Here is a 24,063-nt window from a genome sequence, read left to right as displayed (position 1 = left end):
TGTTGTGTTGTCGCTTGCCATCGAATGGTACTTGTACCGATCCTGTATGACAGGCGCGGCGCTAAGCTGAGGGCCGGCCCGCGGGGCCTTTTTTTATTTTTCTTGCGGAGCCCCTCATGAAGAAGTTTCTCGCAGCGGCAGGTCTGGTTGCCCTGTGCGCCAGCGCGTCGGCCCAGACGGTCAACGTCATCTGCTCGGTCCAGGCCGAATGGTGCAACGTGATCTCGACGGTCTATGCGCGCACGACGGGCGTCAAGATCAACATGTCGCTCAAGGGCTCGGGCGAGGCCCTGGCGCAGCTCATCGCGGAGAAGGACAACCCCAAGACCGACATCTGGTTCGGCGGCACCGGCGACCCGCATCTGCAGGCCGCGGAGCAGGGCCTCACGCTCGAATACAAATCGCCCACGCTTGCGCAACTGCACCCGTGGGCGCAGCAGCAGGCCAGGCAATCGGGCTACAGGACGGTCGGCATCTATTCGGGGCCGCTCGGCTTCGGCTACAACCCCGAACTCCTGGCGAAGAAGAAGCTGCCGGTGCCCCGGACCTGGGCCGACCTGCTCAAGCCCGAATACAAGGGCGACATCCAGGTGGCCAATCCGGCGTCGAGCGGCACGGCCTACACCATGATCGCGACGCTCGTGCAACTGATGGGCGAGGACAAGGCCTTCGAATACCTCAAGGCGCTGCACAAGAACGTCAGCCAGTACACCCGTTCGGGCACCGGCCCCATCAAGGCGGTCGCGCGCGGCGAAACGGCGGTGTCGATCAGCTTCGTGCACGACGGCCCGGGCGAGAAAATGCAGGGCTTCCCGGTGGAAACCATCACGCCGTCCGACGGCACCGGCGCCGAGATCGGCTCCATGAGCATCATCAAGGGCGCGCGCAACCTCGATGCCGCGAAGAAGTTCTACGAATGGGCGCTGACGCCTTCCGCGCAGGAGCTTGGCGCGGCCAACAAGCAGTTCCAGCTCCCGAGCAACGTGAATGCCAGGCTCGACCCGCGCATTCCCGACTTCAGGAAGATCAAGTTCATCGACTACGACTATGCGAAGTACGGCTCCAGCGCCGAGCGCCGGCGCCTGATCGCGCGCTGGGAGAAGGACGTCAACTCGCTGCCGCGCTAGCGTGTCGACTTCCGCGGTCCGCCGCCATCCCGACACGCCCCTGTGGGTGTGCATCGCCGCAGGGCTGTTCGGCTACCTCGCGCTGCCCTGGTACGCCATCCAGGACACCGCCTGGTACGAGGCCATTGCGCAGGTCTTCGGGCAGGCCGAAGGCGCGAACGGCCTCATGCAGGCGACTGCGCAGGGGCGCGTCTGGCTCTTCTACGGACTCCTGGGGCTGGCCGTCTGCGCCTTCGGCGCGTTGCTGCGGCCCGGCCGGGCCCAGGGCCGCGTGCTCGTTCTCGGCGGTGCCGTCGGTGCCATCGGCCTGGCGCTCAGCGGCTTCCTGATCGGCGCGCGCGGATGGAGCTTCCCGGTCTTCAACACCTTGTTCGGCGAACTGACGCTCAACCAGTTCGGCATCGGCGCGGGAGGCTTCATCGCGCTGGCGGCGCTGATTCTGCTCACATCCTTCGGCCTGGCGCGCCAGGGTTTCTTCAAGGGGGATCTCTTTGTCGCCGCATCGGTCATCGGCTGCGGCGTCCTGATGGCGCTCTTCATCGCCTACCCGGTGAGCAAGGCGCTCGCGGGCGCCTTCCTGAATGAAGACGGCAAGTGGTCGCTGGCCGCGCTCGCTGCCCGCATCGGCACCGAGCGCGTGTGGGGCCTGGGTTGCCTCGCCGGCGGCGTGCGCTGCGGTGTCGCATGGAACACGCTGGTCCTGGCCTTGCTCACGGCGGGCGGCACCACCTTTCTCGGTACCTTGATGGCGCTGATGGCCGAGCGCGGCGGGCGGCGCTGGCAGGGGCCGCTGCGCGTGCTCGCGCTGCTGCCTATCATCACGCCGCCCTTCGTGGTCGGCCTCGGCCTGATCCTGCTGTTCGGCCGCGCGGGCGTCGTGAACCAGCTGCTCGAAAGCAGCCTCGGCATCGAGCCCACGCGCTGGTTCTATGGCATGCCCGGCGTGCTGGTGGCGCAGCTCTTCGCCTTCACGCCGATCGCCTTCATGATCATGCGCGGCGTCGTCCAGGGCGTGTCGCCGAGCCTGGAGGAGGCCGCGCTGATGCTGCGCGCCGACCGCCGCGGCACCTTCTTCACGGTCACGTTGCCCCTGCTCAAGCCGGGGCTGGCGAACGCGTTCCTGGTCGGTTTCATCGAGAGCATCGCGGACTTCGGCAATCCGGTGGTCGTGGGCGGCCAGTTCTCGGTGCTGTCGACCGACATCTTCTTCGCCATCGTCGGCGCGCAGTACGACCAGGGCCGTGCCGCGTCGCTGGCCTGGGTGCTCACGATCTTCGCGTTCGGCGTGTTCGCGATCCAGCGCTGGGTGCTCGGCAAGCGCAACTACACGACCGTCAGCGGCAAGGGCGATGCCGGTATCGCGATGCCCTTGCCCGACGGCGTGCGCCGCACGATCTACTGCGTCGCGTTGCCGTGGATCGCGTTCACCCTGGTGGTCTATCTGTTCGCCTTCGCGGGCGGCTTCGTCCAGACCTGGGGCCGCGACTACAGCTTCACCCTTCAGCATTTCAAGACCGCCTTCGCGCTCGAGTGGGGGCAGTTCGGCCTGGTGTGGGCCGGCACCGCGTGGAACTCGCTGATCACCACGCTCAAGCTCGCCGGCATCTCGGCACCGCTGACGGCCGGGCTGGGCCTGCTGATCGCCTGGCTGCTCGCGCGCAACGAGTTCAAGGGGCAGGGCGCCTTCGAGTTCGCCGCGCTGCTCGCCTTCGCGATTCCGGGCACCGTGCTCGGCGTGAGCTACATCCTCGCCTTCAACGTGCCGCCCCTGGAGCTCACGGGCACCGGCCTCATCATCGTGCTGTGCTTCATGTTCCGCAACCTGCCGGTGGGCGTGCGCGCGGGCACTGCGGCGTTCAGGCAGCTCGACCGCTCGCTCGACGAAGCCTCGATGATGCTGCGCGCGTCCACGTCGCAAACCCTCTTCAGGGTCGTCCTGCCCTTGCTCAAGCCGGCACTGGTGGCCGCGCTGGTCTACAGTTTCGTGCGCGCGATGACGACGGTGAGCGCCGTCATCTTCCTGGTGACCGCCGAGAATGAACTGTCGACCACCTACATCATCGGCCGCGTCGGCAACGGCGACTATGGCATCGCGCTTGCATACTGCACGGTGTTGATGATCCTGATGTCGCTCGCCATCGCGTTCGTGCAGTTCGTCGTCGGTGAGCGCAAGCTGGGACGGCGCAGGCCCGGCGTGCTGCCCATCGTGGCGGCGGCGCCCTGAATTTTCGGAAGAACACATGAGCAACGGCATCGAACTGCGCAACGTCACCAAGCGCTACGGCCGCGACGCGAGCGCCCCGCTGGCCGTCAAGGGCATCAGCTTCGAGGTCCCGGAGGGCACCTTGACGACCATCCTCGGCCCTTCCGGCTGCGGCAAGACGACCACGCTGCGCATGATCGCGGGGCTGGAGTCCCCCACCTCGGGCGCGATCCTCATGGGCGGGCGCGACGTCACGACGCTCGGGCCGGCCGAGCGCAACGTGAGCATGATGTTCCAGAGCTACGCGCTGTTCCCGCACATGGACGTGATCGAGAACGTGAGCTATGGCCTGAAGATGAGCGGCCTGCGCAAGAACGAAGCCGTCGCGCGCGCGCGCGAGGCACTCGCGGGTGTCGGCCTGGTCGGCTTCGACGAGCGCATGCCGAGCGAGCTCTCCGGCGGGCAGCAGCAGCGCGTGGCGCTGGCGCGGGCGCTCGTGCTGGAGCCGGCGGTGCTGCTGTTCGACGAGCCGCTGTCGAATCTGGACGCCCGCCTGCGGCGCGAGATGCGCGAGGAAATCCGCAACCTCCAGCAGCGGCTCCAGCTGACGGTCGCCTATGTCACGCATGACCAGAGCGAGGCGCTGGCCGTGAGCGACCAGATCATCGTGATGGACCATGGCACCATCGCGCAGCGCGGCACGCCCGAGCAGCTCTACGGCCATCCCGAGAGCGAGTTCGTGGCCGGCTTCATGGGCGAGGCGATGGTGTTTCCCGCCGTCGCGCAACCGGAGGGGCGCGTGGACCTGGGCCCGCTGACCCTGGTTCGCCGCTACGACATCGCGCCGGGCGTGGTCAAGGTGGCGGTTCGGCCGGAAGCCTGGCAGATCGGGGCGGCCATCGGCCTGCCGGCGACGCTGCGCAAGGCGGCCTACCTGGGCAGCTTTTATGAATACGTCTTCGACACCGCTCTCGGGTCGGTGTTCGTCGTGTCCTCGGACCTGTCCCGGCCCCTGGGGGTCGGCGCCAGCACGACCTTGTCGCTGGGCCACCACGGGGTTTCCGTCGTGAGGGCCGCCGGATGAACATCGTCTTCGATCTCGGCGCCGTGCTCCTGACGTGGGCGCCCGTGGAACTGGTGCAGACGCAGTTCGCGCACCACGCGCCGACCGCGGAAGCCGCGCAGGCGCTGGCGCGGCAGATGTTCCATCACGAGGACTGGCTGGGCTTCGATCGCGGAACCCACAGCCTCGACGATGCTGTCGGCCGGATCGCCCTGCGCCTCTCGTTGCCGCAGGAGCGGCTCCACCAAGCCCTGGCGCCCATCGGTGAACGCCTCGAGCCGATCCCCGTCATGGTCGATCTGCTGAGCCAGCTGTGCGCGCGGCGCGACGCGGGTGAGACCTTCGGCATCTACTACCTCTCCAACATGCCTTCGCCGTATGCGCGCGTGCTGGAGCAACGCCACGCCTTCTTCCGCTGGTTCGACGGCGGCATCTTCTCGGGCGACGTGCAGATGATCAAGCCGCAACGCGAGATCTACGAGCTGCTCGCGACACGTTACAGCCTGGCGGCCTCGGACACGGTCTTCATCGACGACTCCCTCGCCAACGTCGAGGCCGCGCAGGCCCTGGGCTGGCACGCCATCCACTGCGAAATCCCCAGCGCCGTGCCGGCGCGGCTCGCCGCCTATCTGCCGGTCAGCTCGACCTTGTCGACGTCGAAACCCAGCGTGCGCGCGTAGTCGAGTTCCGCCTGCAGCACGGCCTCGTCGAGGCGGGGCGCGCGCGACAGCACCCACAGGTACTTGCGGTTCGGCGTTCCGATGAGGGCCACCTGGTACTCGCGGTCGAGCTTCAGGATCCAGTAGTCGCCCCAGACGGCGGGAAGCCAGCTCAGCCATTCGGGGGCGAAGCGCACCTCGAGCCGGCCGGCCCCCGGCTGCCCCGCGACCGGAACCACGCGGGCGGAGCCGACGGCTTCGTCGAAGCTGCCGTTCGCCCGGACGCAGCGGTTTCGCACCTCGATGGTGCCGTCGTGCTGCAAGGCATATTCGGCGGTGACAGGCCCCGTGCAGTCGTTCTGGAAGCGGTTGGGAAGCCTTGCCTGCTCGTGCCACAGACCCGCATAGCGCTTGAGGTCCACGGGTGCCACGACTTGCAGCGGGGCGCGCATCAGCGGCGCGCCGTCAGCGGGTCCGCCGACGAGCTCGGCGCGCGCGGCGCGGCTGGTCGTGAGTGCCAGCAGTGTCACGAAGCCGCCGACACAGAAGGCCGCGGCGAGCGTCCCGATCGACGCGCTGTGGGCGCGGTCATCGAAGGCGACGGTGGGCGGCGGGGCGCGATGATTGCGAAAAGACATGGACTTCCTCCGGGTCGGTCGAATGGTCAAGGTTTCACGACCCTAGCCTGGGGGCGCGGGGCATTTCGTCAGCCACGGACGACACGGGTTGTAGTTTTGCGGCGGGATAATGAACCCATGAACCAACTCGATGCCCTCCGCCAATGGACCACCGTCGTCGCCGACACCGGCGATTTCCGCCAACTGGCGCAGTTCAAGCCCCGGGATGCGACCACCAATCCATCGCTCATCCTCAAGGCGGTCCAGAAGCCCGAGTACCGGCCCTTGCTCGACGAGACAGTCAGGAAGCACAAAGGCCTTGCCATCGACGAGGTGATCGACCGGCTCCTGGTTCGCTTCGGCACCGAGATCCTGTCGTTGATCCCGGGCCGGGTCTCGACTGAAGTCGACGCTCGGCTGAGCTTCGACACCGCCGCCACCATCGAACGCGCGGACCGCATCGTGGCGCTCTATCGCGCCGAAGGCATCGATGTCGAGAAGCGATTGCTGATCAAGGTTGCCTCCACCTGGGAGGGCATCCAGGCGGCGCGCCAGCTGGAGCGCAAGGGCATCCACACCAACCTGACGCTGCTGTTCTCGTTCGCGCAGGCCGTGGCCTGCGGCGACGCAGGGGCGAGACTCATCTCTCCTTTCGTCGGGCGCATCTACGACTGGCACAAGAAATCCGCGGGCAGCGCCTGGGACGAAGCGGCACGCGCGGGCGCGAACGACCCGGGGGTGAATTCGGTGCGCCAGATCTTCGACTACTACAAGAAGCACGGCATCGCGACCGAGGTGATGGGCGCGAGTTTCCGCAATGTCGGGCAGATCGCCGCGCTGGCCGGCTGCGACCTGCTGACCATCAGCCCCGAGTTGCTGGCAGAGCTGGCCGGCAGCGAAGCGCCCCTGGCCCACGCGCTGGACGCCGATGCGGCACGGCGCCTCGACATCCCGAAGGTCAGCTTCGACGAACGCGCCTTCCGTTTCGCGCTGAACGAGGACGCCATGGCGACCGAGAAGCTGGCCGAAGGCATCCGCGCCTTCGCCGCCGACGCGGTGAAACTCGAAAAACTGATGGAGGCTTCATGATGACCACTCGTTGCGATCAGACGGCGGCCTGGGCCCAGCTCCAGGCGCACTACGACACGGCCGGGCGCGGTTTCGATCTGCGCGAAGCCTTCGCTTCGGACGCGAATCGCTTCGCTGCCTTCAGCCAGTCGGCGCCCCACCTGTTTGCCGATCTCTCGAAGAACCGGATCGACGCCCGCACGGAAGAACTGCTGCTGTCGCTGGCCCGTGAATCGGGCCTCGAGGCCCACCGGGACGCGATGTTCGCTGGCGCGCACATCAACGCCACGGAGGATCGCGCCGTGCTGCACACGCTGTTGAGGGCGCCGGCCTCGATGCCGGTCCCGCAGACGCTGGCGGCGCCGCTGGCCGACGTGCACGCCACCTTGGACGCGATGCTGGCCTATGCCGAGGAAGTCCGCGCGGACCACACGATCACCGACGTGGTCAACATCGGCATCGGCGGCTCCGACCTCGGGCCGCAGATGGCGGTGCTCGCGCTCGACGAGTTCGTGGCGCCGGGCAAGCGCTTTCACTTCGTCTCCAACGTCGACGGCCACGAACTGGCCGGCGTGCTCAGGGGCCTCGCGCCGGAGCACACGCTGTTCCTCATCGCCTCCAAGACCTTCACCACGGCCGAGACCATGGCCAACGCGCAGTCGGCCAAGCGCTGGTTCGCGCAGTCCGGCAGTGTCGACATCGCCCGCCATTTCGCGGCGCTCACGACCAATGTCGAGGCCGCTCGCGCTTTCGGCATCGAGAAGACCTTCGGCTTCTGGGACTGGGTTGGCGGCCGCTATTCCTTGTGGTCGGCGATCGGCTTGCCCATCGCCCTGGCGATCGGCGCGGACGGCTTCCGTGCGCTGCTGGCCGGCGCGCATGCGATGGACGAGCACTTCCGCACCGCGCCGCTGGCGCAGAACCTGCCGGTCCGGCTGGGCTTGCTCGACGTCTGGTATCGCAACTTCCACCGCTTCACCAGCAGGTGCATCGCGCCGTACCACAGCGCGCTCAAGCGGCTGCCGGCCTACCTGCAGCAGCTCGAAATGGAAAGCAACGGCAAGCAGGTCGATGCGAGCGGCAAGGCCGTGCCCTTCGGTACCTCGCCGGTGCTGTGGGGCGAGCCGGGCACCAATGGTCAGCATGCCTACTTCCAGATGCTGCACCAGGGCACGGACGTCATCCCGCTGGACTTCATCGCGGTACGCGACGCGTCGCACGAGCTGCAGGGGCATCATGCCAAGCTGCTGGCCAATGCGATCGCGCAGGCGCAGGCCCTCATGGTCGGCCAGCGCGACGAGGGCGGGCACCGGAATTTTCCGGGCAACCGGCCGAGCAGCTTCTTCGTCTTCGAGAAGCTGACGCCGGAGTCGCTCGGCGCGTTTCTGGCGCTCTACGAGCACCGGGTGTTCACCAGCGGCGCGCTCTGGGGAATCAACAGCTTCGACCAATGGGGCGTCGAGCTGGGCAAGGTGCTGGCCAAGGATATCGAGCCGCGCCTCGCGTCCGGCGACGCCAAGGGGCTCGATGCCTCCACCGCGGGTCTGCTCGTTCGGCTTCGGCAGCCGACATAGTCACGCCGATCGAGGGTTCCCTCGATATGATCCGCCGGGGGTCTTCGTGCGGGAACCATCAAAGAGGAGCCGTTCATGAATTTTCAACAGGCCGTCCAGACCTGCTTTGGCAAGTACGTGGATTTTTCGGGGCGTGCCTCGCGCCCCGAGTACTGGTGGTTCGTGCTGGCCTACGTGATCGTGGCCGTCGTCGCGAGCCTCATCCACAAGTTCGTGTACGCGATCGCGATTCTTGCCTTCGTGCTGCCGCTGCTTGCGGTCGGCGCGCGCCGTCTGCATGACAGCGGCAAGAGCGGCTGGTGGCTGCTGATCGGCTTCGTCCCGGTCGTGGGCGGGCTGGTGCTGCTCTATTTCATGGTGCAGCCCAGCCAGCCTGAATCCAACGCGTACGGGGCTCCGCCCATCACGCCCGCCCTGGCCGCCTGATCCGGCGGTCCGCGCCGCTCAGGTGCCGGCGCCGACCAGCACCGGCTTCTCGCGATAGAGGTCGGGGAAGACGCGCTTCAGGTTGTCGATCTTGGGCAGGTCGTTGATCGCGATGTACGGTTGGCCGGGGTTGTGCGTCAGGTAGTCCTGGTGATAGGCCTCCGCCGGATAGAAGCCCTTGAGCGGCTCGACGGTGGTGGCGATGGGTTTGCCGAAGACCCTGGCCTTGTCCAGCTGCGCGATATAGGCCTTCGCGACGCGCGCCTGCTCGGCATCGGCCGGAAAGATCGTCGAGCGGTACTGCGTGCCGCTGTCCGGCCCCTGGCGGTTCAGCTCGGTCGGGTTGTGGGCCACCGAGAAGTAGATCTGCAGCAGGCGTCCGTAGCTGATCTGCTTCGGGTCGTAGGTGACGCGCACCGATTCGGCGTGGCCCGTGCGGCCCGAGCCGACCTCCTCGTACTTCGCCGTGCCGGCCTCGCCCCCGGCGTAGCCCGAGACGGCATTCTTCACGCCCTTGACGTGCTGGAAGACGCCCTGCACGCCCCAGAAGCAGCCGCCCGCGAACACCGCGGTTTCAGTGGCGGCGCCTTGCGCGGCCGCCTCATCCACCGCAGGCGCCGGAATGACCACCGCGGCTTCCGCCGCCAGCGAGGGCACCGCGTGCCATACCGCTGCGCCGGCCGCCACCGCGAACGCCGCCAGCGCCAGGCGCCGGGAGAGGGGAGGGAGAGTCGATGCTTTGTTCATTTCGGTTTCGCTTCCTTGTGTGCTTCTTTCGGCAACTGCCGTGTGTGCCGCGGGCAGGGCGTCGTCGCGACTACTTCTTCATCTCGTCCTTGCCCATCGCATCCTTGGCCATGGAATCCTTCTTCATCGCGTCCTTGGCCATCGCGTCCTTGGCCATCGCGTCCTTCTTCATTCCATCCTTGGCCATCGAATCCTTCTTCATGCCGTCCTTGCCCATGGCGTCCTTCGCCATCGCGTCCTTGGCCATGCCGTCGTCCTTCTTCATCTCGTCCGCCGCGAAGGCGGAGACAGAGCCGATCGCCATGAACCCGGCCAGCAGGGTTGCAGTGAGTTTGTTCATTTCATTGTCCTCATGTTTCGCAATTCAAGAAATGGCCCGGTTCGAAGAGAACACGGCCCGCGTTGTCAACAGCGTTGAGCCCGTGGCCTCAACTGCCGCCGAACCAGTTGTAGCCCTGGTCTTCCCAATAGCCGCCAGGGTAGGTGTTGGTGACGAAGATCGCCTGGATGTGCTTCGGATTCTTGTAGCCCAGCTTGGTGGGCATGCGCAGCTTCATCGGGAAGCCGTACTTGGGCGGCAGCGGCTCTCCGTCATAGGTGAGCGCGAGCAGCGTCTGCGGATGCAGGGCGGTGGGCATGTCGATGCTGGTGTAGTAGTCGTCCGCGCACTTGAAGCCGACGTACTTCGCGCGGGTGTCCGCGCCCACGCGGCGCAGGAAATCGGCGAAAGGCACGCCACCCCACTTGCCGATCGCGCTCCAGCCTTCCACGCAGATGTGGCGGGTGACCTGGTCCTGCTGCGGCATCGCGCGCAGCTCGGCCAGCGTCAAGCTGCGCCTGTCGGCGACCAGGCCCGTCACTTCGAGCTTGTAGCCAGCTTCCTCGACGACCCGGACCTCGTCCTCGCCGTAGTACGCGTTGAACGGGAACGGCCGCGTGATCATCGAATCCGGGTAGGTCGGCGCCAGCTTCTTCGGATCGAACAACCAGCCCTGTGCCGCATCGTTGAAGCGCGAGATACGCATGAGGGCCGCCTCGACGCTGCTGTTGTCGCTGATGCCGCAGCCACTGAGCAGCGACAGGCCGCCGAGCGTGAGCGAACGCTGCAGAAAGGCGCGGCGGGCGGGCTGCTCGACGCGGCGCGCGATCAGCTTGCGGGCTTCCACGAGCGCGGCGTCACCGTCCACGCCCGTGATCACGGGGCGTTTGAGAATCTTCATGCGGTCTCCGCTTTCTTGCCATACAACATTGCCAGCAGCGTGCGCGGCACCAGCGCCACCATCACCAGGTGTACCGCCACGAACAGGACCAGCGCGGCCATGGCAATGAAGTGAACGCGGCGAGCGAATTCGTAGCCGCCCAGCAAGTCGCGCAGAAAGGCGAACTGGACGGACTTGAAGAGCACGAGGCCCGAGAGCACGAGAACCGTGATGTCGAGCATCACGAAGAGGTAGGCGAAGCGCTGGACGCTGTTGTAGTGGCGCGGATCGGCGTGCGAGAGCGTGCCGTGCAGTGCGGCCATGGCATCGCGCCAGATCCCGCCCACCGACAGCGGGAAGAACTTGCGCCACAGCCGCCCACTCGCCACGTTCAGCGCGAGGTAGACGAGGCCGTTCGCGGCCAGCAGCCACATGGCGGCGAAATGCCATTGCAGCGCGCCGCCGAGCCAGCCGCCCAGCGTGATCGAGGAGGGGATGTGCAAGGGCAGGAAGGGAGAGGCGTCGTAGATGCGCCAGCCGCTGGTCACCAGCACCAGCACCGCCAGGGCATTGAGCCAATGGGTGATGCGCATCCAGATCGGATGGATCGGAGCGTTGCGAGGGGCGGTCGCTGGGCGGTTCATGGAGCGGATTGTTGGGCGCATCCGATGACCGATTCATCACGAAGAGTTCAATTAATCGTGATAACCCTGCGGCCGATATCCAGGGACAATCCGGCGACATGGAGCCCGCCAAACGCGTCTTGATCGTCGAGGACGATGCCCACATCGCCGAACTGCTGCGCATGCACCTGCATGACGAGGGCTACCTCGTGGCGCACGCGGCCGACGGCCATGCGGGCCTGCGCGAGCTGGAGCGCGGAAACTGGGATGCCCTGATCCTCGACCTCATGCTGCCGGGGGTCGACGGCCTCGAGATCTGCCGCCGAGCGCGCGCCATGACGCGCTACACGCCGATCATCATCACCAGCGCCCGATCCAGCGAAGTGCACCGGATCCTCGGCCTGGAACTGGGCGCGGACGACTACCTGGCCAAGCCCTTCTCGGTGCTCGAACTGGTCGCGCGCGTGCGGGCGCTGCTGCGCCGCACCGAAGCCATGGCGCGCAATGCGCGCATGGAGTCGGGCCGGATCGACCTGGACCGGCTGTGCATCGATCCGCTGGCGCGCGAGGTGCAGGTCGATGGCAAGGCCGTCGAGCTGACGCCGCGCGAGTTCGATCTGCTCTACTTCTTCGCCCGGCATCCGGGCAAGGTGTTCTCGCGCCTCGACCTGCTCAATCAGGTCTGGGGCTACCAGCACGACGGCTACGAGCACACGGTGAACACGCACATCAACCGCCTGCGCCTGAAGATCGAAGCCGACCCGGCCGAACCGCGCCGCATCCTGACGGTCTGGGGGCGCGGCTACAAGCTGTCGGCGCCCACAGCCGACGAGGCGCCGCCATGAGCTTTCGCTCGGCATCCTTGTCGCGGCGCCTTTCCGCCGTGTTCGCTGTGCTGCTGCTCGCCTGCTGCGGCGCGTCGGCCTGGCTGCAGATGCGGGCCAGCGGCGAACACGAGCAGGAGGTGACGCAGCGCCTCTCCCTCGGCCTGGCCGCCCACATCGCCGAGAACTCCACGCTGATGGAGCGCGGCGGGCTCAACGAGCCGGCGGTGCGCGATCTCTTCGACAAGCTGATGGCGGTCAATCCCAGCGTCGAGGTCTACCTGCTGCGGCTCGACGGCCGCATCGTGGCGCAGGCCGCGCCGCCCGGCCATCTCAAGCGCACCAGCGTCGACGTGGCGCCGATCCGGCGCCTGCTGTCCGGCGCGCCCCTGCCCATCCTGGGCGACGATCCGCGCGGCGACGGCGTCCGGAAGGTGTTCAGCGCGGCGCCGCTCAAGATCGACGGCAGCGATGCCGGCTATGTCTACGTCGTGCTGTTCGGCGAGGATCGCGATGCGCTGATGGCGAACGTCGCGGCCGACAGCGTGCTGCGCACCACCCTGTGGTCGATGGCGCTGGTTTCGCTGCTGGGCCTGCTGGCGGGCCTCGCGGCCTTCCACCTCATCACGCGGCCCTTGCGTGAACTGACCGATGCGGTCCGCCAGTTCGAAACCGAAGGAGTGGCCGCCCTGGAGAGCGCCGCGCCCATGCTGGCGCAGGCGGGACGCGGCGGCGGCGAGATCGCCACGCTCGCGCAGGCCTTCGCGAAGATGGCGCGGCGCATTGCCGACCAATGGCGYGAACTCACCGTGCAGGACCAGCAGCGGCGCGAACTGTTCGCCAACATCTCGCACGACCTGCGCACGCCGCTGACGTCGCTGCACGGCTATCTCGAGACCCTGCAACTCAAGTCCGATTCGCTGGGCGCCGACGACAGGCGGCGCTACCTCGACATCGCCTTGGGCCAGAGCCGCAAGGTCGGCCGGCTGGCGCAGGAGCTGTTCGAACTGGCCCGACTCGAATACGGCGTCGTCAAGCCCGAGAAGGAGAGCTTCGCCCTGGCCGATCTGGTGCAGGACGTGTTTCAGAAATTCGAGCTGGCGGCCGAGGCGCGGCATCAGCGGCTGGTGCCGGACATCGCTTCCGGCCTGCCGGTCGTCACCGCCGACCTGGGGATGATCGAGCGGGTGTTGACCAACCTGCTCGACAACGCCATCCGCCATACGCCTGAAGGCGGCGAGATCGTGGTGCGGCTGTGGCAGGACAGGGATGCGGTCCAGGTGGAGATCAGCGACACCGGTCCCGGCATTCCCGACGAACTGCGCAAGGGCCTGTTCACGCGACCGGCCTTTTCGTTCTCTTCGGCCGCCAGCCGTGGCGGCGGACTTGGGCTGGTGATCGTGCAGCGCATTCTGCAACTCCATGGCAGCAGCATCCAACTGCTGCAGCGCGCCGGCAAGGGCGCTGTCTTCTTCTTCCAGCTGATGTAAAAAAAGCCCCGCGGCTCGCGCCGCGGGGCTTTTTGTCTTGGCTGGAGGCCGGAGGGAATTACATTCCCATGCCGCCCATACCACCCATGCCGCCCATGTCAGGCATGCCACCGCCGGCGCCGGCTTCTTCCTTCGGTGCATCGGCGACCATGGCTTCGGTCGTCAGCAGCAGCGAAGAGACCGAAGCTGCGTTCTGCAGCGCGGTGCGGGTCACCTTGGTCGGGTCCAGGATGCCCAGTTCGAGCATGTCGCCGTAGGTGTCGTTGGCGGCGTTGAAGCCGAAGTTGCCCTTGCCGGCCAGAACAGCGTTCACGACCACGCTGGCTTCGCCGCCGGCGTTGTTGACGATCTCGCGCAGCGGCGCTTCGATGGCCTTGAGCACCAGCTTGATGCCGGCGTCCTGGTCAGCGTTCTCGCCCTTGAGCTTGTCGCCCACGGCTTGCTTGGCACGCAGCAGGGCCACGCCGCCGCCAGCCACGACGCCTTCTTCCACTGCAGCGCGGGTGGCGTGCAGGGCGTCTTCGACGCGAGCCTTCTTTTCCTTCATTTCGACTTCGGTGGCAGCGCCAACCTTGATCACGGCCACGCCGCCGGCCAGCTTGGCCACGCGTTCCTGCAGCTTCTCGCGGTCGTAGTCGGAAGTGGCTTCCTCGATCTGCACGCGCACTTGCTTCACGCGGGCTTCGATGTCGCCGGCAGCGCCGGAACCGTCGATGATGATCGTGTTTTCCTTGCCCACTTCGATGCGCTTGGCCTGGCCGAGGTCAGCCAGCGTCACCTTTTCGAGCGTCAGGCCGACTTCTTCGGCGATGACCTTGCCGCCCGTCAGGATGGCGATGTCTTCCAGCATGGCCTTGCGGCGGTCGCCGAAGCCAGGTGCCTTGACGGCCACGACCTTCAGGATGCCGCGGATCGTGTTGACGACCAGGGTCGCCAGCGCTTCGCCTTCGACTTCTTCGGCAATGATCAGCAGGGGACGGCCGGCCTTGGCAACTTGCTCCAGGGTGGGCAGCAGGTCGCGGATGTTGCTGATCTTCTTGTCGAACAGCAGCACGAAGGGGTTTTCCAGCAACGCCGATTGCTTCTCGGGGTTGTTGATGAAGTAGGGCGACAGGTAGCCGCGGTCGAACTGCATGCCTTCGACGACGTCGAGTTCGCTGTCGAGCGACTTGCCGTCTTCGACGGTGATGACGCCTTCCTTGCCGACCTTGTCCATCGCGTCAGCGATGAGCTTGCCGATGGTTTCGTCGCTGTTGGCCGAGATGGAGCCGACTTGCGCGATTTCCTTCGACGTCGTGGTGGCCTTGGAAGCCTTCTTCAGTTCGGCGACCAGGGCGGTGACCGCCTTGTCGATGCCGCGCTTCAGGTCCATCGGGTTCATGCCGGCAGCCACCAGCTTGAAACCTTCGCGAACGATTGCCTGGGCCAGCACGGTCGCGGTGGTGGTGCCGTCGCCGGCGTTGTCCGAAGTCTTGGAGGCCACTTCCTTCACGAGCTGGGCGCCCATGTTCTGGAGCTTGTCCTTGAGTTCGATTTCCTTGGCCACGGACACGCCGTCCTTGGTCACGGTGGGGGCGCCGAACGAGCGTTCGAGCACCACGTTGCGGCCCTTGGGGCCCAGGGTCACTTTGACTGCGTTGGCGAGGATGTTGACACCCTCGACCATGCGCGCGCGGGCTTCACCGCCGAAGACTACGTCTTTTGCTGCCATGAGATTTCTCCGAATTCAGTTGTGTGGGGGATGAATGACCGAGAAATTACTTCTCGACGACCGCAAACAGGTCTTCTTCCTTCATGACGAGCAGTTCGTCGCCATCGACCTTGACGGTCTGGCCGCTGTACTTGCCGAACAGGACACGGTCGCCGATCTTGACGCTCATTGCGCCGAGTTCGCCTTTGTCGTTCTTCTTGCCAGGACCGACTGCCAGAACTTCGCCCTGATCAGGCTTTTCGGCGGCGTTGTCGGGGATCACGATGCCCGAGGCGGTCTTGGTTTCGCTTTCAATGCGCTTGACGATCACGCGATCGTGCAAAGGACGAAGTTTCATTGCATCTCCTGATAGAAACTGGGGTTGTTTCGGTAGCCCGGCAGTCTGCCGGCCTCCCATTCGACTGGAATCGGGGTGTGTTAGCACTCAAGTCCAGCGAGTGCTAATGATAAGGGCATTTGTCGCGCTTTCAAGGGGCCGGTGGTTCATGCGACAACTGCGGAACGCCACTCGACCTTGGTCGGCGCGCCACTGAACATTGGCTGAAGCCCCCGCCGGCCGGTGGTCGGCCTGCAGTTGCTGGAGGGGCGGCGCCAGGTGACGTCAGCTCAAGCTGGAACGGGGCATCCTGGCAAACAGCCCACGCGCGTGGCGCCTCCCTGGACGCCGACCGATCACACGTTTGTCGTCGCCAGATGATCGGCAAAAGCCTTCACCTTGGCCGACTGTCGCCGCTGGCTCGGGCTGATCAGGTGCACGGGCATGGACGGCGCAGGCCAGTCGGGCAGCAGCACCTGCAGTTCGCCGCGCGCGATCTCGTCCTCGAACAACCAGGTCGGTGACAGACCAATGCCCATGCCTGAGAGCACTGCAGCCCGCACGACTTCGCTGCTGTTCGTCTGCAGATTGCCCTGCGCGCGCACCGTGACCAGCGTGCCCGGCTGCACGGGCGCACCGGGGCCGGCCGTGAAGGTCCAGGCGTTCTGGGTGCTCAGTTCGGTGTAGACGATGCAGTTGTGGCGTAGCAGGTCGTCAGGCTCCCTGGGAGTCTTCAGCCCATTGGGCAGGGCGCGCAGATAGGTCTTGCTGGCAACCAGCGCGCGCTGGGTGGTGCCGATGCGGCGCGCCACCAGTGTGCTGTCCGCGAGTTCGCCGATGCGAACCGCCACATCAATGCCCTGTTCGACAAGATCGATGAAGCCGTCGTTCAGGCGCAAGTCCACCTTTACCCCGGGATGGGCCAGCAGGAAGGTCTTCACCAGAGGCAACAGCTTCAGTCGCCCGAAGCCCACCGAAGCAGCCACCCGCAACCAGCCCATGAGCTGTTGTTCGCCTTGGCGCAAGCTGCTCTCGGCCTCGGCAACTTCTGCCACCAGGCGTCGCGCCTGTTCGAAGTAGCGCTCGCCTGCTTCGGTCAGTGACAGCGACCGCGTCGTCCGGCTGAGCAACCTCGCACCGAGCGCTTGCTCCAGGGCAGCCACCTGCTTGCTGACGGCGCTCTGCGTGGCACTAGTTTCGCGCGCGACGGCGGAGAAACTGCCACTCTCGACCACACGCACGAAGATCTGCATGGCCGCGAGGCGATCCATGGCGGGCTCCTATTCATTCCAGTTTGGACTGGATGTTAGTGCCTTGCTGCCTCTAGTGCGAACGAGGGGAAGCAATCAAAGTCCCTCCCATCGCAACTGAATTCCTGGAGCCCACCATGAACCCTGCCGTCGTCTTGATCACCGGCGCCCTCACGGGCATCGGCCGCGCCACGGCGCTGGCCTTCGCCCGTGAAGGTGCTTCCGTCGTCGTCTCCGGCCGCCGCGACGAAGCCGGCAATGCGCTGGCCGCCGAGCTGCGCGCCCTGGGCGTGCAGGCCGAGTACCTGCATGCCGATGTGCGCGCCGAAGCCGAGGTGCGCAGCCTGGTCGAACAGACCGCGGAGCGCTTCGGCCGCCTGGACGTGGCTGTCAACAACGCGGGCACCGAAGGCCAGCTGGGCCCGGTGGCCGAGCAGTCGGAGGCCAACTACCGCAGCACCTTCGACACCAACGTCCTCGGCACTTTGCTGGCCATGAAGCACGAGATGCGTGTGATGCTGCGCCAGGGCGCGGGTGCCATCGTCAACCTGTCATCCGTCGCCGGGCAGGTGGGCATCGGCGGCGCCTCGGTCTACGCCGCGAGCAAGCACGCGGTCGAAGGCCTGACAAAGAGCGCCGCGCTCGAAGGCGCCGCTGCCGGCGTGCGCGTCAACGCCGTGGCGCCGGGGCCTGTCCAGACCGACATGCTCGACCGCTTCACGGGCAGCAACGAGGAAGCCAAGAGCGGCTTCCTGGCCAGCTTGCCGGCTCGCCGTTCGGGCACACCCGAAGAGATCGCGCAGGCCATCGTCTTCCTCGCCAGCGACAAGGCGCGCTTCCTCACGGGGCAGTGCCTCGCCGTCGATGGCGGCTTCACCGCGCAGTAACGCTGCGCTCCCTTCCCCGACTGAACCCCAACGCCTGACGCCCGGAGAACCCACATGACCAAGTTCCAAGTCCCCATCCGCGACCAAGTGTCCCCCGCCAACCAAGCGCTCTTCGACACCCTGACGAAGGGCCTGGGCATGGTGCCCAACCTGTACGCCACATTGGCCTTGTCCGAGCATGCGCTGGGCAACTACCTGGCCTTCCAGAACGCCAAGAGCAGCATCACCGGCAAGGCACGCGAAGTGGTCAACCTCGTCGTCAGCCAGGTCAACAGCTGCCAGTACTGTCTGGCAGCGCACTCCGTCATTGGCGGCATGGTCGGCTTTACGGCCGAGCAGATCCTGGAGATCCGCCGCGGTGGCGCGAGTTTCGACACCAAGCTCGACGCGCTGGCCAAGCTGGTGAAGAACATCGCCACCGAACGAGGCCACGCCGACCCGGCGCGCGTGCAGGCCTTCTTCGATGCCGGCTGGACACAGGAGAACTTGGTCGACGTCATCGTCGTCATTGGCGACAAGACGGTCACCAACTACCTGCACGCCACGACTCAAGTGCCGGTGGACTTCCCGGCCGCCCCTGCACTGACGACCTGACCGGCGCCACCGCCGCACGAAGGCTCACCATGAACGCCGCCAACCCCGCGCGCCCCAAACCCGCCGCGGCCGAAGACCACCGCAAGTTGATGGCTGGCGTGGCCGTGGGGCTGCTGGCGGCCGGCATCGGTGCGCTCTATACCGTGTTCGCCCGCTGGGGCATCGCCCATGGCCTGCAGTCGCCGGACCTCACCGTGCTGCGCTTCGGCGTGGCCGGTGTGCTGACCCTGCGGGTGCTGGGCTTGGCTTGGCGGCGCGACAGCGCCCAGTTCAGCAGCGCTGTTGACCTACGTGCCGGTGTACTTCGTGTCGGCTGGCCTCGACCGGCTCCTGGCAGTGGTGCCGCAAGTCTTCTGGGCCGAGGTGGTGGTCCAGGGGGGTGATTGCTGGCGCCGGCACCTTGTTCACCTACGCTGATCCTGGCGGTCACTGCGCCGGCCCGCCGCTGAAGATCAACCCTCCTCTTCACGCAACGAAAGCACAACATGGAACAGAGCCCTTCGCTTGGCGAACAACTGGCCGCCTACAAAGCTGGCTTCAAGCAGCGCGCTGCCCCTGAACGGGTGGCGATGATGGAAGCCGCGACGGCCGACCTGCGCGCCACCGGCATCGAGTCCCGCGCCTTGCGGGCGGGCGACCGTGCACCGGACCTGACCCTGACCGACGCCCTGAACCGGCCCGTTCGCTTTTCCATGCTCTGGGAGCGGGGCCCCCTGGTCCTGGTCTTCTACCGTGGCGGCTGGTGCCCTTACTGCAACCTGGAGCTGCGGGCCTGGCAGCAGCAGCTCCCCGAACTGCAGCGCCTTTGCGCCCAGCTGGCGGCTGTGTCCCCGCAAACGCCCGACAACTCGCTGTCGACCGCCGAGAAGAACGAGCTGGCCTTCCCGGTGCTGAGCGATTCGGCGCTGCAAGCCGCCGCAGGCTTTGGCGTGGCGTTCGAGATGTCTCCGGAACTGATCGAGCTCTACAGCCGGGTGGGCAACGACCTGGCGGTGCTCAACGGCAACGGCCGCTGGGTGCTGCCTGTACCAGCCACCTATGTGATCGACCGCGACGGCCGCATCGCCTTCGCCCATGTCGAAGCGGACTACCGCGAGCGGGCCGAGCCCCGCGACGTGCTTGCAGCTGTGGCCGCTTTGCAGGATGCTGCCCTCATCTGACTTACTGGCTGCACATCACCGTCCGACAGGTTTTGGGCTCTGCAAGAGACGCCGCCGCAGGAGACGGAGCCTTTTATAGCCGCGAAAGGCCAGCGGCGTTCCACAAATGCGCGGGCGGCCACTTTCGGCCCAAGACCTGACACGGGAGCACCCAAGTCTGCCCGTTCCCCGGTACTTCCGATTTACTTCTCGTGGTGCGCGCACGATGACTTCCTCAACCAGGCCCAAGCAGGTGAAACCCACACCCTCACCCATCCTTCGCATCGCACGTCCGACTGACGACATCGAAGCCTTGCTTCCGTTCTACCGGGACGGACTCGGCCTGTCGGTCTTGGGCCATTTCGAGGACCACGCCGGCTTCGACGGCGTGATGCTTGGGCGACCTGGCGGGCCGTACCACTTCGAGTTCACGCATCAGCGTGGGCACAAGGTCGGCCGCGCACCGACCCAGGACAATCTGGTCGTCTTCTACCTTCCCGAGCGGGAGGCGTGGGAGGCGGCTGTCTTGCGCATGCGCCAGTCGGGATTCGAACCTGTTCCGTCGTACAACCCCTACTGGGACGTGATGGGCGCCACCTTCGAGGACGCCGATGGCTATCGCGTCATCCTGCAGCGTGCGCCCTGGCAGGAGGGGGCCTGACGCATGACGGCTGGGAGGTGGGCTGACCGATCCCGGCATCGCGGGCTGTCTCCTGGCCGCTGTGCTCGTCACCTGTTGCGCTGAAAGAGCGCGAAGACGGCGGCGGCGATCAGGAGTACCGGCGAGAGCCACAGGCCGGCGCTGACGGATCCCGTGGCGTCGGAGACGAAGCCGGAAATCAGGGGGCCGATGGCCTGGCCGATGGCGAACGCGACCGTGAGCGCCGCGAGTGCGGCCGTCCACATCTGCTGCCGCAGAAGCTTGCGCACGATGACGGTCACGGCGGTGGGGCCGGCCATGAAGCTTGCGCCGAAGATGACCGCGGAGATGAACGCCGCGGCGACCGTCGGCCAGATCAGCACGGGCAGGGTGCCGAGGAGAACGACGATCGCGATGACCGGAGAGCTCATCCGGATGCCGAGCTTCGGCAGCACGCGACCCCAGGCCAGCGTACCGATCACCGAGGAAAGGCCGAGCACGACCCAGAACCCCGCCGCGTAGCGGGCGCCGCCGCCGCTGTTTCGGATGAGCACGATGATGAACGTCATGTACGAGACGTACCCCGCGGCGAACAGCGTGTAGTTGGCGAAGGTCGGCCACAGAAAGACGGTCTCCTTCCAGGGCAGGCGGTTCTCGTCGCGCGCGGCCTGGGGCGGCACGCCGCGCGTCGCCACCCATGCGGGAATGAGCGCAACGATCGCGATGCCGCCCATCCACAGCCAGCCCGTGGGCCACCCGGCGGCGCCCAGCCTGGCGAGGATGGGAGGGACGACCAGGCCGGACACGACGATGCCGCTGCCCACACCGGTGACGTAGATCGCCAGGGGAAGGGCGCTGCCCTGCGGCGCGGACGTCGGATTCACGCCGGCCGCCAGCGATGCGCCCAGGACGAACGTGATCGCCGTCGCGAAGCCGCCGACGGACCGCAGCCCCATCAAGACGGTGTAGTCGGCCGTGAGCCCGGTCAGGAAGAGGACGAGGCCGCTGACGGCCATCGAGAGCAGGAACGCGACCTTGATCCCCAGGCGCTCGGAAAACCACGCCGCGGCCGCCGATCCGAAGACATAGCCCACGGCATTCGACGTGTTCATGCCGCCCGCCTGGACGTAGGTCCAGTGCAGGGACAGACGCATCGGAGGCAGCAGGAGCGCGTAGGCGAATCGCGAGAAGCCGAGGGAGACCGCGGCCCCCATCGACAGTCCGACGGCGATCCATGCGTCGCTGGATCTTCGCCGGGCCTGGCTGGCTGTGACTGCTGTCGAGTTCATGTGGAGACTCCTGGTCGCCAGTCTATGGAGGCGGCGGCCGATGCGCGTGCGGGCTCCGGCGGTTTCAGGCCAATGAGTGCGAATCCCGGGCCATCGCGGGCTTCAGCGCAGCCGTGCCGCCGGCGCACCCGTGCCCGTGTCGGCGAGCCAGCCCCCGCCCAAGGCGCGGTACAGCCCCACTTGCGCACCCAGCAAGTCGGCACGCAGTTGCAACAAGCTCTGCTGTGCGCTGAACAGGTTTCGCTGCGCGTCGAGCTGGTCCAGGTAGGAGGCATAGCCTTCGCGGTAGCGGTCGCTCGCGATGCGCAGTGCGTCGGCCAGCGCCTGGCGCTGCGCTTCCACCTGCGCCGCCTGCTGCTGCAGGTCGTCGATGCCGGTCAACTGGTCTTCCACCTCGGCCAGCGAGGCCAGGACGGTCTTCTCGTAGGCGATGAGGGCCTGGTCGCGCCGCGCGTCGCTGGCCCGCACCTGCGCGCGCAGCCGGCCGCCCTCGAACACCGGCGCCAGCACGCTGCCGCCCACGCTCCAAAGGGTGAAGGGGTTGCCATTCAGAACATCCGAGCTGATCTTGCCCAGGCTCGCCGACAGCCGCAGCGAAGGCAGCAGCTGTGCGCGCGCCGCGGCCAGCTGCGCGTCGCTGGCGGCCACCTGTGCCTCCGAGGCGGCGATGTCGGGCCGACGCCGCAACAGTTCCGAGGGCAGCCCCGTGGCGGGCAATGGCGCAAGCGTGATCTGTTCCAGCGGCAGCCCGCGCTCGATCGGCCCCGGCGCGCGCGCCAGGAGCACCCCCAGGGCGTGCTCCTGGCGGCTGACCGCCAGCGCGAGCTGCGGCACCACCTGCGCGGTGGCACGGTATTCGGCCTCGGCCTGCGCCAGTTCCAGCTTGGAGGTGTAGCCCTGGCGCTCGCGCGAGCGCGCCAGATTGACGGCCGCCTGGCGCGAGGCCAGCGTGTCGCGCGCCACTGCGAGGCGCGCGTCGAGCGCGCGCAGGCCCAGGTAGGCGCCGGCGGTGGTCGAGGCCACGCTGAGAGCCGCGGCCTCTCGGGCATAGGCGCTGGCAGCCAGGCCGGCATCGGCCGCGCGATCCAGAGCCGCGATGCGGCCCCACAGATCGACCTCGTAGGCGGCCTGAAACTGCGGCTGCAGCGCACTGGCGTCGTAGGGCCGCCGCGTCACCGGGTTGATGGTGCGGGAACGCTGCGCGCCGAGCGCGAACTCCACGTTGGGCCAGTCGGCGCCGTGCTGCGCCTCACTCAGGGACTGCGCCTCGGCCAGGCGCGCCCCGGCGAGCCGCAGATCGGTATTGCGCGCCAGCGCCTCCTCGACCAGGCGTTGCAGCACCGGGTCGCCGAAAGCACGCCACCAGCCGGGCTCGACGGCGCCGGAACCCGAAGCGGACCAGGCCGCCGGCATCGCCACCGGATCGGGGCGGGAGACCTCGGGCGCCGTGCAGGCAGCCAGCAGCAAGGCCGCGGCCCACGCACTCAGTTGTGCCGGCATGCGACGCATGGCTCAGTTTCCGTTGTGCGTGCGACTGGCCGTGTCGACGCTGGCCTCGACCGACATGCCGGGGCGCAGCCGGGTTGCGTCGGCCTGCTTCTCGTCGACCTCGATGCGCACCGTCAGCCGCTGCGGGATCTTGGTGAAATTGCCGACGGCGTTGTCGCTCTTGATGACGCTGAACTCCGATCCCGTGGCCGGCGAGATGCGCGCCACATGGCCGGTGAGAACGGCGTCGGCCAGCGCATCGACGCGCAGGCGCACCGACTGGCCTGCTGCCATGCGCGCGGTCTGCGCCTCCTTGAAGTTCGCCATCACCCAGACCTTGTCGGGCACCACCGCCATCAAGGGCGTGCCGGGCGTGGCGTACTGGCCGAGCCTGACGCCGACCTCGCCTACCCACCCATCTCGCGGCGCGCGCACCTTCGTGTTGTCGAGGTCGATCTCGGCCAGCCTCACGGCAGCCTGCGCGGCGTCCACCCCGGCTTCCAGTGCGCCGCGGTTGACGATCACGGTCTGCAGGTCTTGCGCGGCCACGGCCTTGCTGGCCTCGGTCTGGCGCACCGTCGCTTCGGTCTGCCGAACGGCGGCCTCGGCCTGGCGCAGCGCGGCTTCGGTCTGGTCGAGTTCGCGTTGCGACAGCGAGCCGTCCTGCACCAGCGGCGTGGCGCGCCGCATGTCGGCCTGGGCCCGGGACAGTTGCGCCTTGGCGTTGGCATGCTGCGCGCGGGCGCCGGCGATCTGGGCCTCGGCGCTCAGGATGGCGGCTTCGCGGGCACGCCGCGCCTGCACCACGTTGGCCAGCGCAGCCTGCTGCGCGGCGAGGTTGCTGCGCGCCTGTTCGAGCTTCTGGAGGTAGTTGCGGTCGTCCAGCCGCACCAGCACCTGGCCGGCCTGGACGGGCACATAGTCGAGCACCTCCACCGCGGCCACGTAGCCGTCGACCTTGGGCGCGATCACCGTCACGCTGCCGCGCACGTACGCGTTCTCCGTCGTCTCGACCGCGGTGTGGAACGGCGGCAGGCGCCAGGCGTAAAGCACCAACAGCACGGCGACGAGGGTGACGGCAAGCACGATCCAGGTGCTCGGTGCACGGAGGGATTGTTTGAGCGGCATG

Annotated in this window: 25 protein-coding genes; 14 read left to right on the top strand and 11 right to left on the bottom strand. The window is 67.2% G+C overall.

From position 1 onward, the window contains the following. The first annotated feature begins 116 nt into the window (after positions 1-116). Genes AC1DNF_RS06600 through AC1DNF_RS06585 form a run of 4 tightly spaced genes read left to right on the top strand, consistent with a single transcriptional unit; the run spans position 117 to position 5,073 of the window. Positions 117-1,127: an ABC transporter substrate-binding protein gene (locus tag AC1DNF_RS06600; RefSeq protein WP_478147750.1), complete on the top strand. Its 1,011-nt coding sequence runs from the start codon at positions 117-119 to the stop codon at positions 1,125-1,127. 1 nt (position 1,128) lies between these two features. Continuing rightward, positions 1,129-3,351, top strand: coding sequence for an ABC transporter permease (locus tag AC1DNF_RS06595; RefSeq protein WP_478147749.1), 2,223 nt, complete (start codon positions 1,129-1,131; stop codon positions 3,349-3,351). A 16-nt stretch (positions 3,352-3,367) separates the two neighbouring features. Beyond that, positions 3,368-4,414 (top strand): ABC transporter ATP-binding protein, encoded by a 1,047-nt coding sequence (locus AC1DNF_RS06590; protein ID WP_478147748.1) that lies wholly within the window; start codon positions 3,368-3,370, stop codon positions 4,412-4,414. Beyond that, complete coding sequence (locus tag AC1DNF_RS06585; protein WP_478147747.1) at positions 4,411-5,073, top strand: HAD family hydrolase; 663 nt, start codon at positions 4,411-4,413, stop codon at positions 5,071-5,073. The genes AC1DNF_RS06590 and AC1DNF_RS06585 overlap by 4 nt, the downstream gene beginning before the upstream one ends. Here AC1DNF_RS06585 and AC1DNF_RS06580 read toward each other — a convergent pair. Next, positions 5,019-5,690 (bottom strand): lipocalin family protein, encoded by a 672-nt coding sequence (locus AC1DNF_RS06580; RefSeq protein ID WP_478147746.1) that lies wholly within the window; start codon positions 5,688-5,690, stop codon positions 5,019-5,021. The genes AC1DNF_RS06585 and AC1DNF_RS06580 overlap by 55 nt on opposite strands. Before the next feature lie 117 nt (positions 5,691-5,807). On the opposite strand from AC1DNF_RS06580, the gene tal reads away from it, so the two are divergent. The 3 genes from tal (at position 5,808) to AC1DNF_RS06565 (ending at position 8,737) form a co-directional block, all read left to right on the top strand. Then, positions 5,808-6,758, top strand: coding sequence for a transaldolase (gene tal / locus AC1DNF_RS06575; RefSeq protein ID WP_478147745.1), 951 nt, complete (start codon positions 5,808-5,810; stop codon positions 6,756-6,758). After that, a complete protein-coding gene (pgi, locus tag AC1DNF_RS06570) occupies positions 6,755-8,311 on the top strand; it encodes a glucose-6-phosphate isomerase (protein WP_478147744.1) in 1,557 nt (518 codons plus the stop codon). Before tal ends, pgi begins: the two co-directional genes overlap by 4 nt. A 75-nt stretch (positions 8,312-8,386) precedes the next feature. Continuing rightward, positions 8,387-8,737, top strand: a complete 351-nt coding sequence (locus tag AC1DNF_RS06565) for a DUF805 domain-containing protein (RefSeq protein WP_478147743.1) — start codon at positions 8,387-8,389, stop codon at positions 8,735-8,737. 18 nt (positions 8,738-8,755) lie between these two features. Here the strand turns inward: AC1DNF_RS06565 and msrA are convergent, their stop codons facing one another. The 4 genes from msrA to AC1DNF_RS06545 form a co-directional block, all read right to left on the bottom strand. Continuing rightward, positions 8,756-9,484 carry a peptide-methionine (S)-S-oxide reductase MsrA gene (msrA, locus tag AC1DNF_RS06560; RefSeq protein ID WP_478147742.1) on the bottom strand — a complete coding sequence of 243 codons (729 nt, stop codon included), beginning with the start codon at positions 9,482-9,484 and terminating at the stop codon, positions 8,756-8,758. Between the two features lie 70 nt (positions 9,485-9,554). Beyond that, complete coding sequence (locus tag AC1DNF_RS06555; protein ID WP_478147741.1) at positions 9,555-9,824, bottom strand: pentapeptide MXKDX repeat protein; 270 nt, start codon at positions 9,822-9,824, stop codon at positions 9,555-9,557. A gap of 88 nt (positions 9,825-9,912) precedes the next feature. Further along, entirely contained in the window at positions 9,913-10,704 is a 792-nt protein-coding gene (locus tag AC1DNF_RS06550) for a molybdopterin-binding protein (RefSeq protein ID WP_478147740.1), read from the bottom strand. Then, a complete protein-coding gene (locus tag AC1DNF_RS06545; protein ID WP_478147739.1) occupies positions 10,701-11,327 on the bottom strand; it encodes a cytochrome b/b6 domain-containing protein in 627 nt (208 codons plus the stop codon). Before AC1DNF_RS06545 ends, AC1DNF_RS06550 begins: the two co-directional genes overlap by 4 nt. 98 nt (positions 11,328-11,425) lie before the next feature. On the opposite strand from AC1DNF_RS06545, the gene AC1DNF_RS06540 reads away from it, so the two are divergent. Beyond that, entirely contained in the window at positions 11,426-12,151 is a 726-nt protein-coding gene (locus AC1DNF_RS06540) for a response regulator transcription factor (RefSeq protein ID WP_478147738.1), read from the top strand. Beyond that, positions 12,148-13,620 (top strand): sensor histidine kinase, encoded by a 1,473-nt coding sequence (locus AC1DNF_RS06535; RefSeq protein WP_478147737.1) that lies wholly within the window; start codon positions 12,148-12,150, stop codon positions 13,618-13,620. The genes AC1DNF_RS06540 and AC1DNF_RS06535 overlap by 4 nt, the downstream gene beginning before the upstream one ends. Positions 13,621-13,678: 58 nt before the next feature. Here the strand turns inward: AC1DNF_RS06535 and groL are convergent, their stop codons facing one another. From groL to AC1DNF_RS06520, 3 genes are all read right to left on the bottom strand, one after another. Next, positions 13,679-15,331, bottom strand: a complete 1,653-nt coding sequence (gene groL / locus AC1DNF_RS06530) for a chaperonin GroEL (RefSeq protein ID WP_478147736.1) — start codon at positions 15,329-15,331, stop codon at positions 13,679-13,681. A gap of 46 nt (positions 15,332-15,377) precedes the next feature. Further along, entirely contained in the window at positions 15,378-15,668 is a 291-nt protein-coding gene (gene groES, locus AC1DNF_RS06525; protein WP_478147735.1) for a co-chaperone GroES, read from the bottom strand. A 335-nt stretch (positions 15,669-16,003) separates the two neighbouring features. Next, complete coding sequence (locus AC1DNF_RS06520) at positions 16,004-16,918, bottom strand: LysR family transcriptional regulator (protein ID WP_478147734.1); 915 nt, start codon at positions 16,916-16,918, stop codon at positions 16,004-16,006. A gap of 116 nt (positions 16,919-17,034) precedes the next feature. Here AC1DNF_RS06520 and AC1DNF_RS06515 point away from each other — a divergent pair, with 116 nt between their 5' ends. The 5 genes from AC1DNF_RS06515 to AC1DNF_RS06495 all read left to right on the top strand — a co-directional run bounded on the left by AC1DNF_RS06515 (position 17,035) and on the right by AC1DNF_RS06495 (position 20,178). Continuing rightward, on the top strand, positions 17,035-17,784 hold the full coding sequence (locus AC1DNF_RS06515; RefSeq protein ID WP_478147733.1) for an SDR family NAD(P)-dependent oxidoreductase: 750 nt from the start codon (positions 17,035-17,037) through the stop codon (positions 17,782-17,784). Between the two features lie 54 nt (positions 17,785-17,838). Then, on the top strand, positions 17,839-18,378 hold the full coding sequence (locus AC1DNF_RS06510; protein ID WP_478147732.1) for a carboxymuconolactone decarboxylase family protein: 540 nt from the start codon (positions 17,839-17,841) through the stop codon (positions 18,376-18,378). Positions 18,379-18,407: 29 nt separating this feature from the next. Beyond that, positions 18,408-18,761: a hypothetical protein gene (locus AC1DNF_RS06505; protein ID WP_478147731.1), complete on the top strand. Its 354-nt coding sequence runs from the start codon at positions 18,408-18,410 to the stop codon at positions 18,759-18,761. A gap of 102 nt (positions 18,762-18,863) precedes the next feature. Further along, entirely contained in the window at positions 18,864-19,538 is a 675-nt protein-coding gene (locus AC1DNF_RS06500) for a peroxiredoxin-like family protein (protein ID WP_478147730.1), read from the top strand. Positions 19,539-19,770: 232 nt separating this feature from the next. Further along, on the top strand, positions 19,771-20,178 hold the full coding sequence (locus AC1DNF_RS06495; RefSeq protein ID WP_478147729.1) for a VOC family protein: 408 nt from the start codon (positions 19,771-19,773) through the stop codon (positions 20,176-20,178). A 68-nt stretch (positions 20,179-20,246) separates the two neighbouring features. Here the strand turns inward: AC1DNF_RS06495 and AC1DNF_RS06490 are convergent, their stop codons facing one another. The 3 genes from AC1DNF_RS06490 to AC1DNF_RS06480 form a co-directional block, all read right to left on the bottom strand. Continuing rightward, positions 20,247-21,446, bottom strand: coding sequence for a YbfB/YjiJ family MFS transporter (locus AC1DNF_RS06490; protein WP_478147728.1), 1,200 nt, complete (start codon positions 21,444-21,446; stop codon positions 20,247-20,249). Between the two features lie 102 nt (positions 21,447-21,548). Beyond that, positions 21,549-22,955 (bottom strand): efflux transporter outer membrane subunit, encoded by a 1,407-nt coding sequence (locus tag AC1DNF_RS06485; protein WP_478147727.1) that lies wholly within the window; start codon positions 22,953-22,955, stop codon positions 21,549-21,551. A 3-nt stretch (positions 22,956-22,958) separates the two neighbouring features. Beyond that, positions 22,959-24,062 (bottom strand): HlyD family secretion protein, encoded by a 1,104-nt coding sequence (locus AC1DNF_RS06480; protein WP_478147726.1) that lies wholly within the window; start codon positions 24,060-24,062, stop codon positions 22,959-22,961. Between the last annotated feature and the right edge of the window lies 1 nt (position 24,063).

The sequence above is a fragment of the Variovorax sp. 01T432 genome (assembly GCF_056398605.1).
This window is presented reverse-complemented; position numbering and strand designations above follow the sequence as displayed.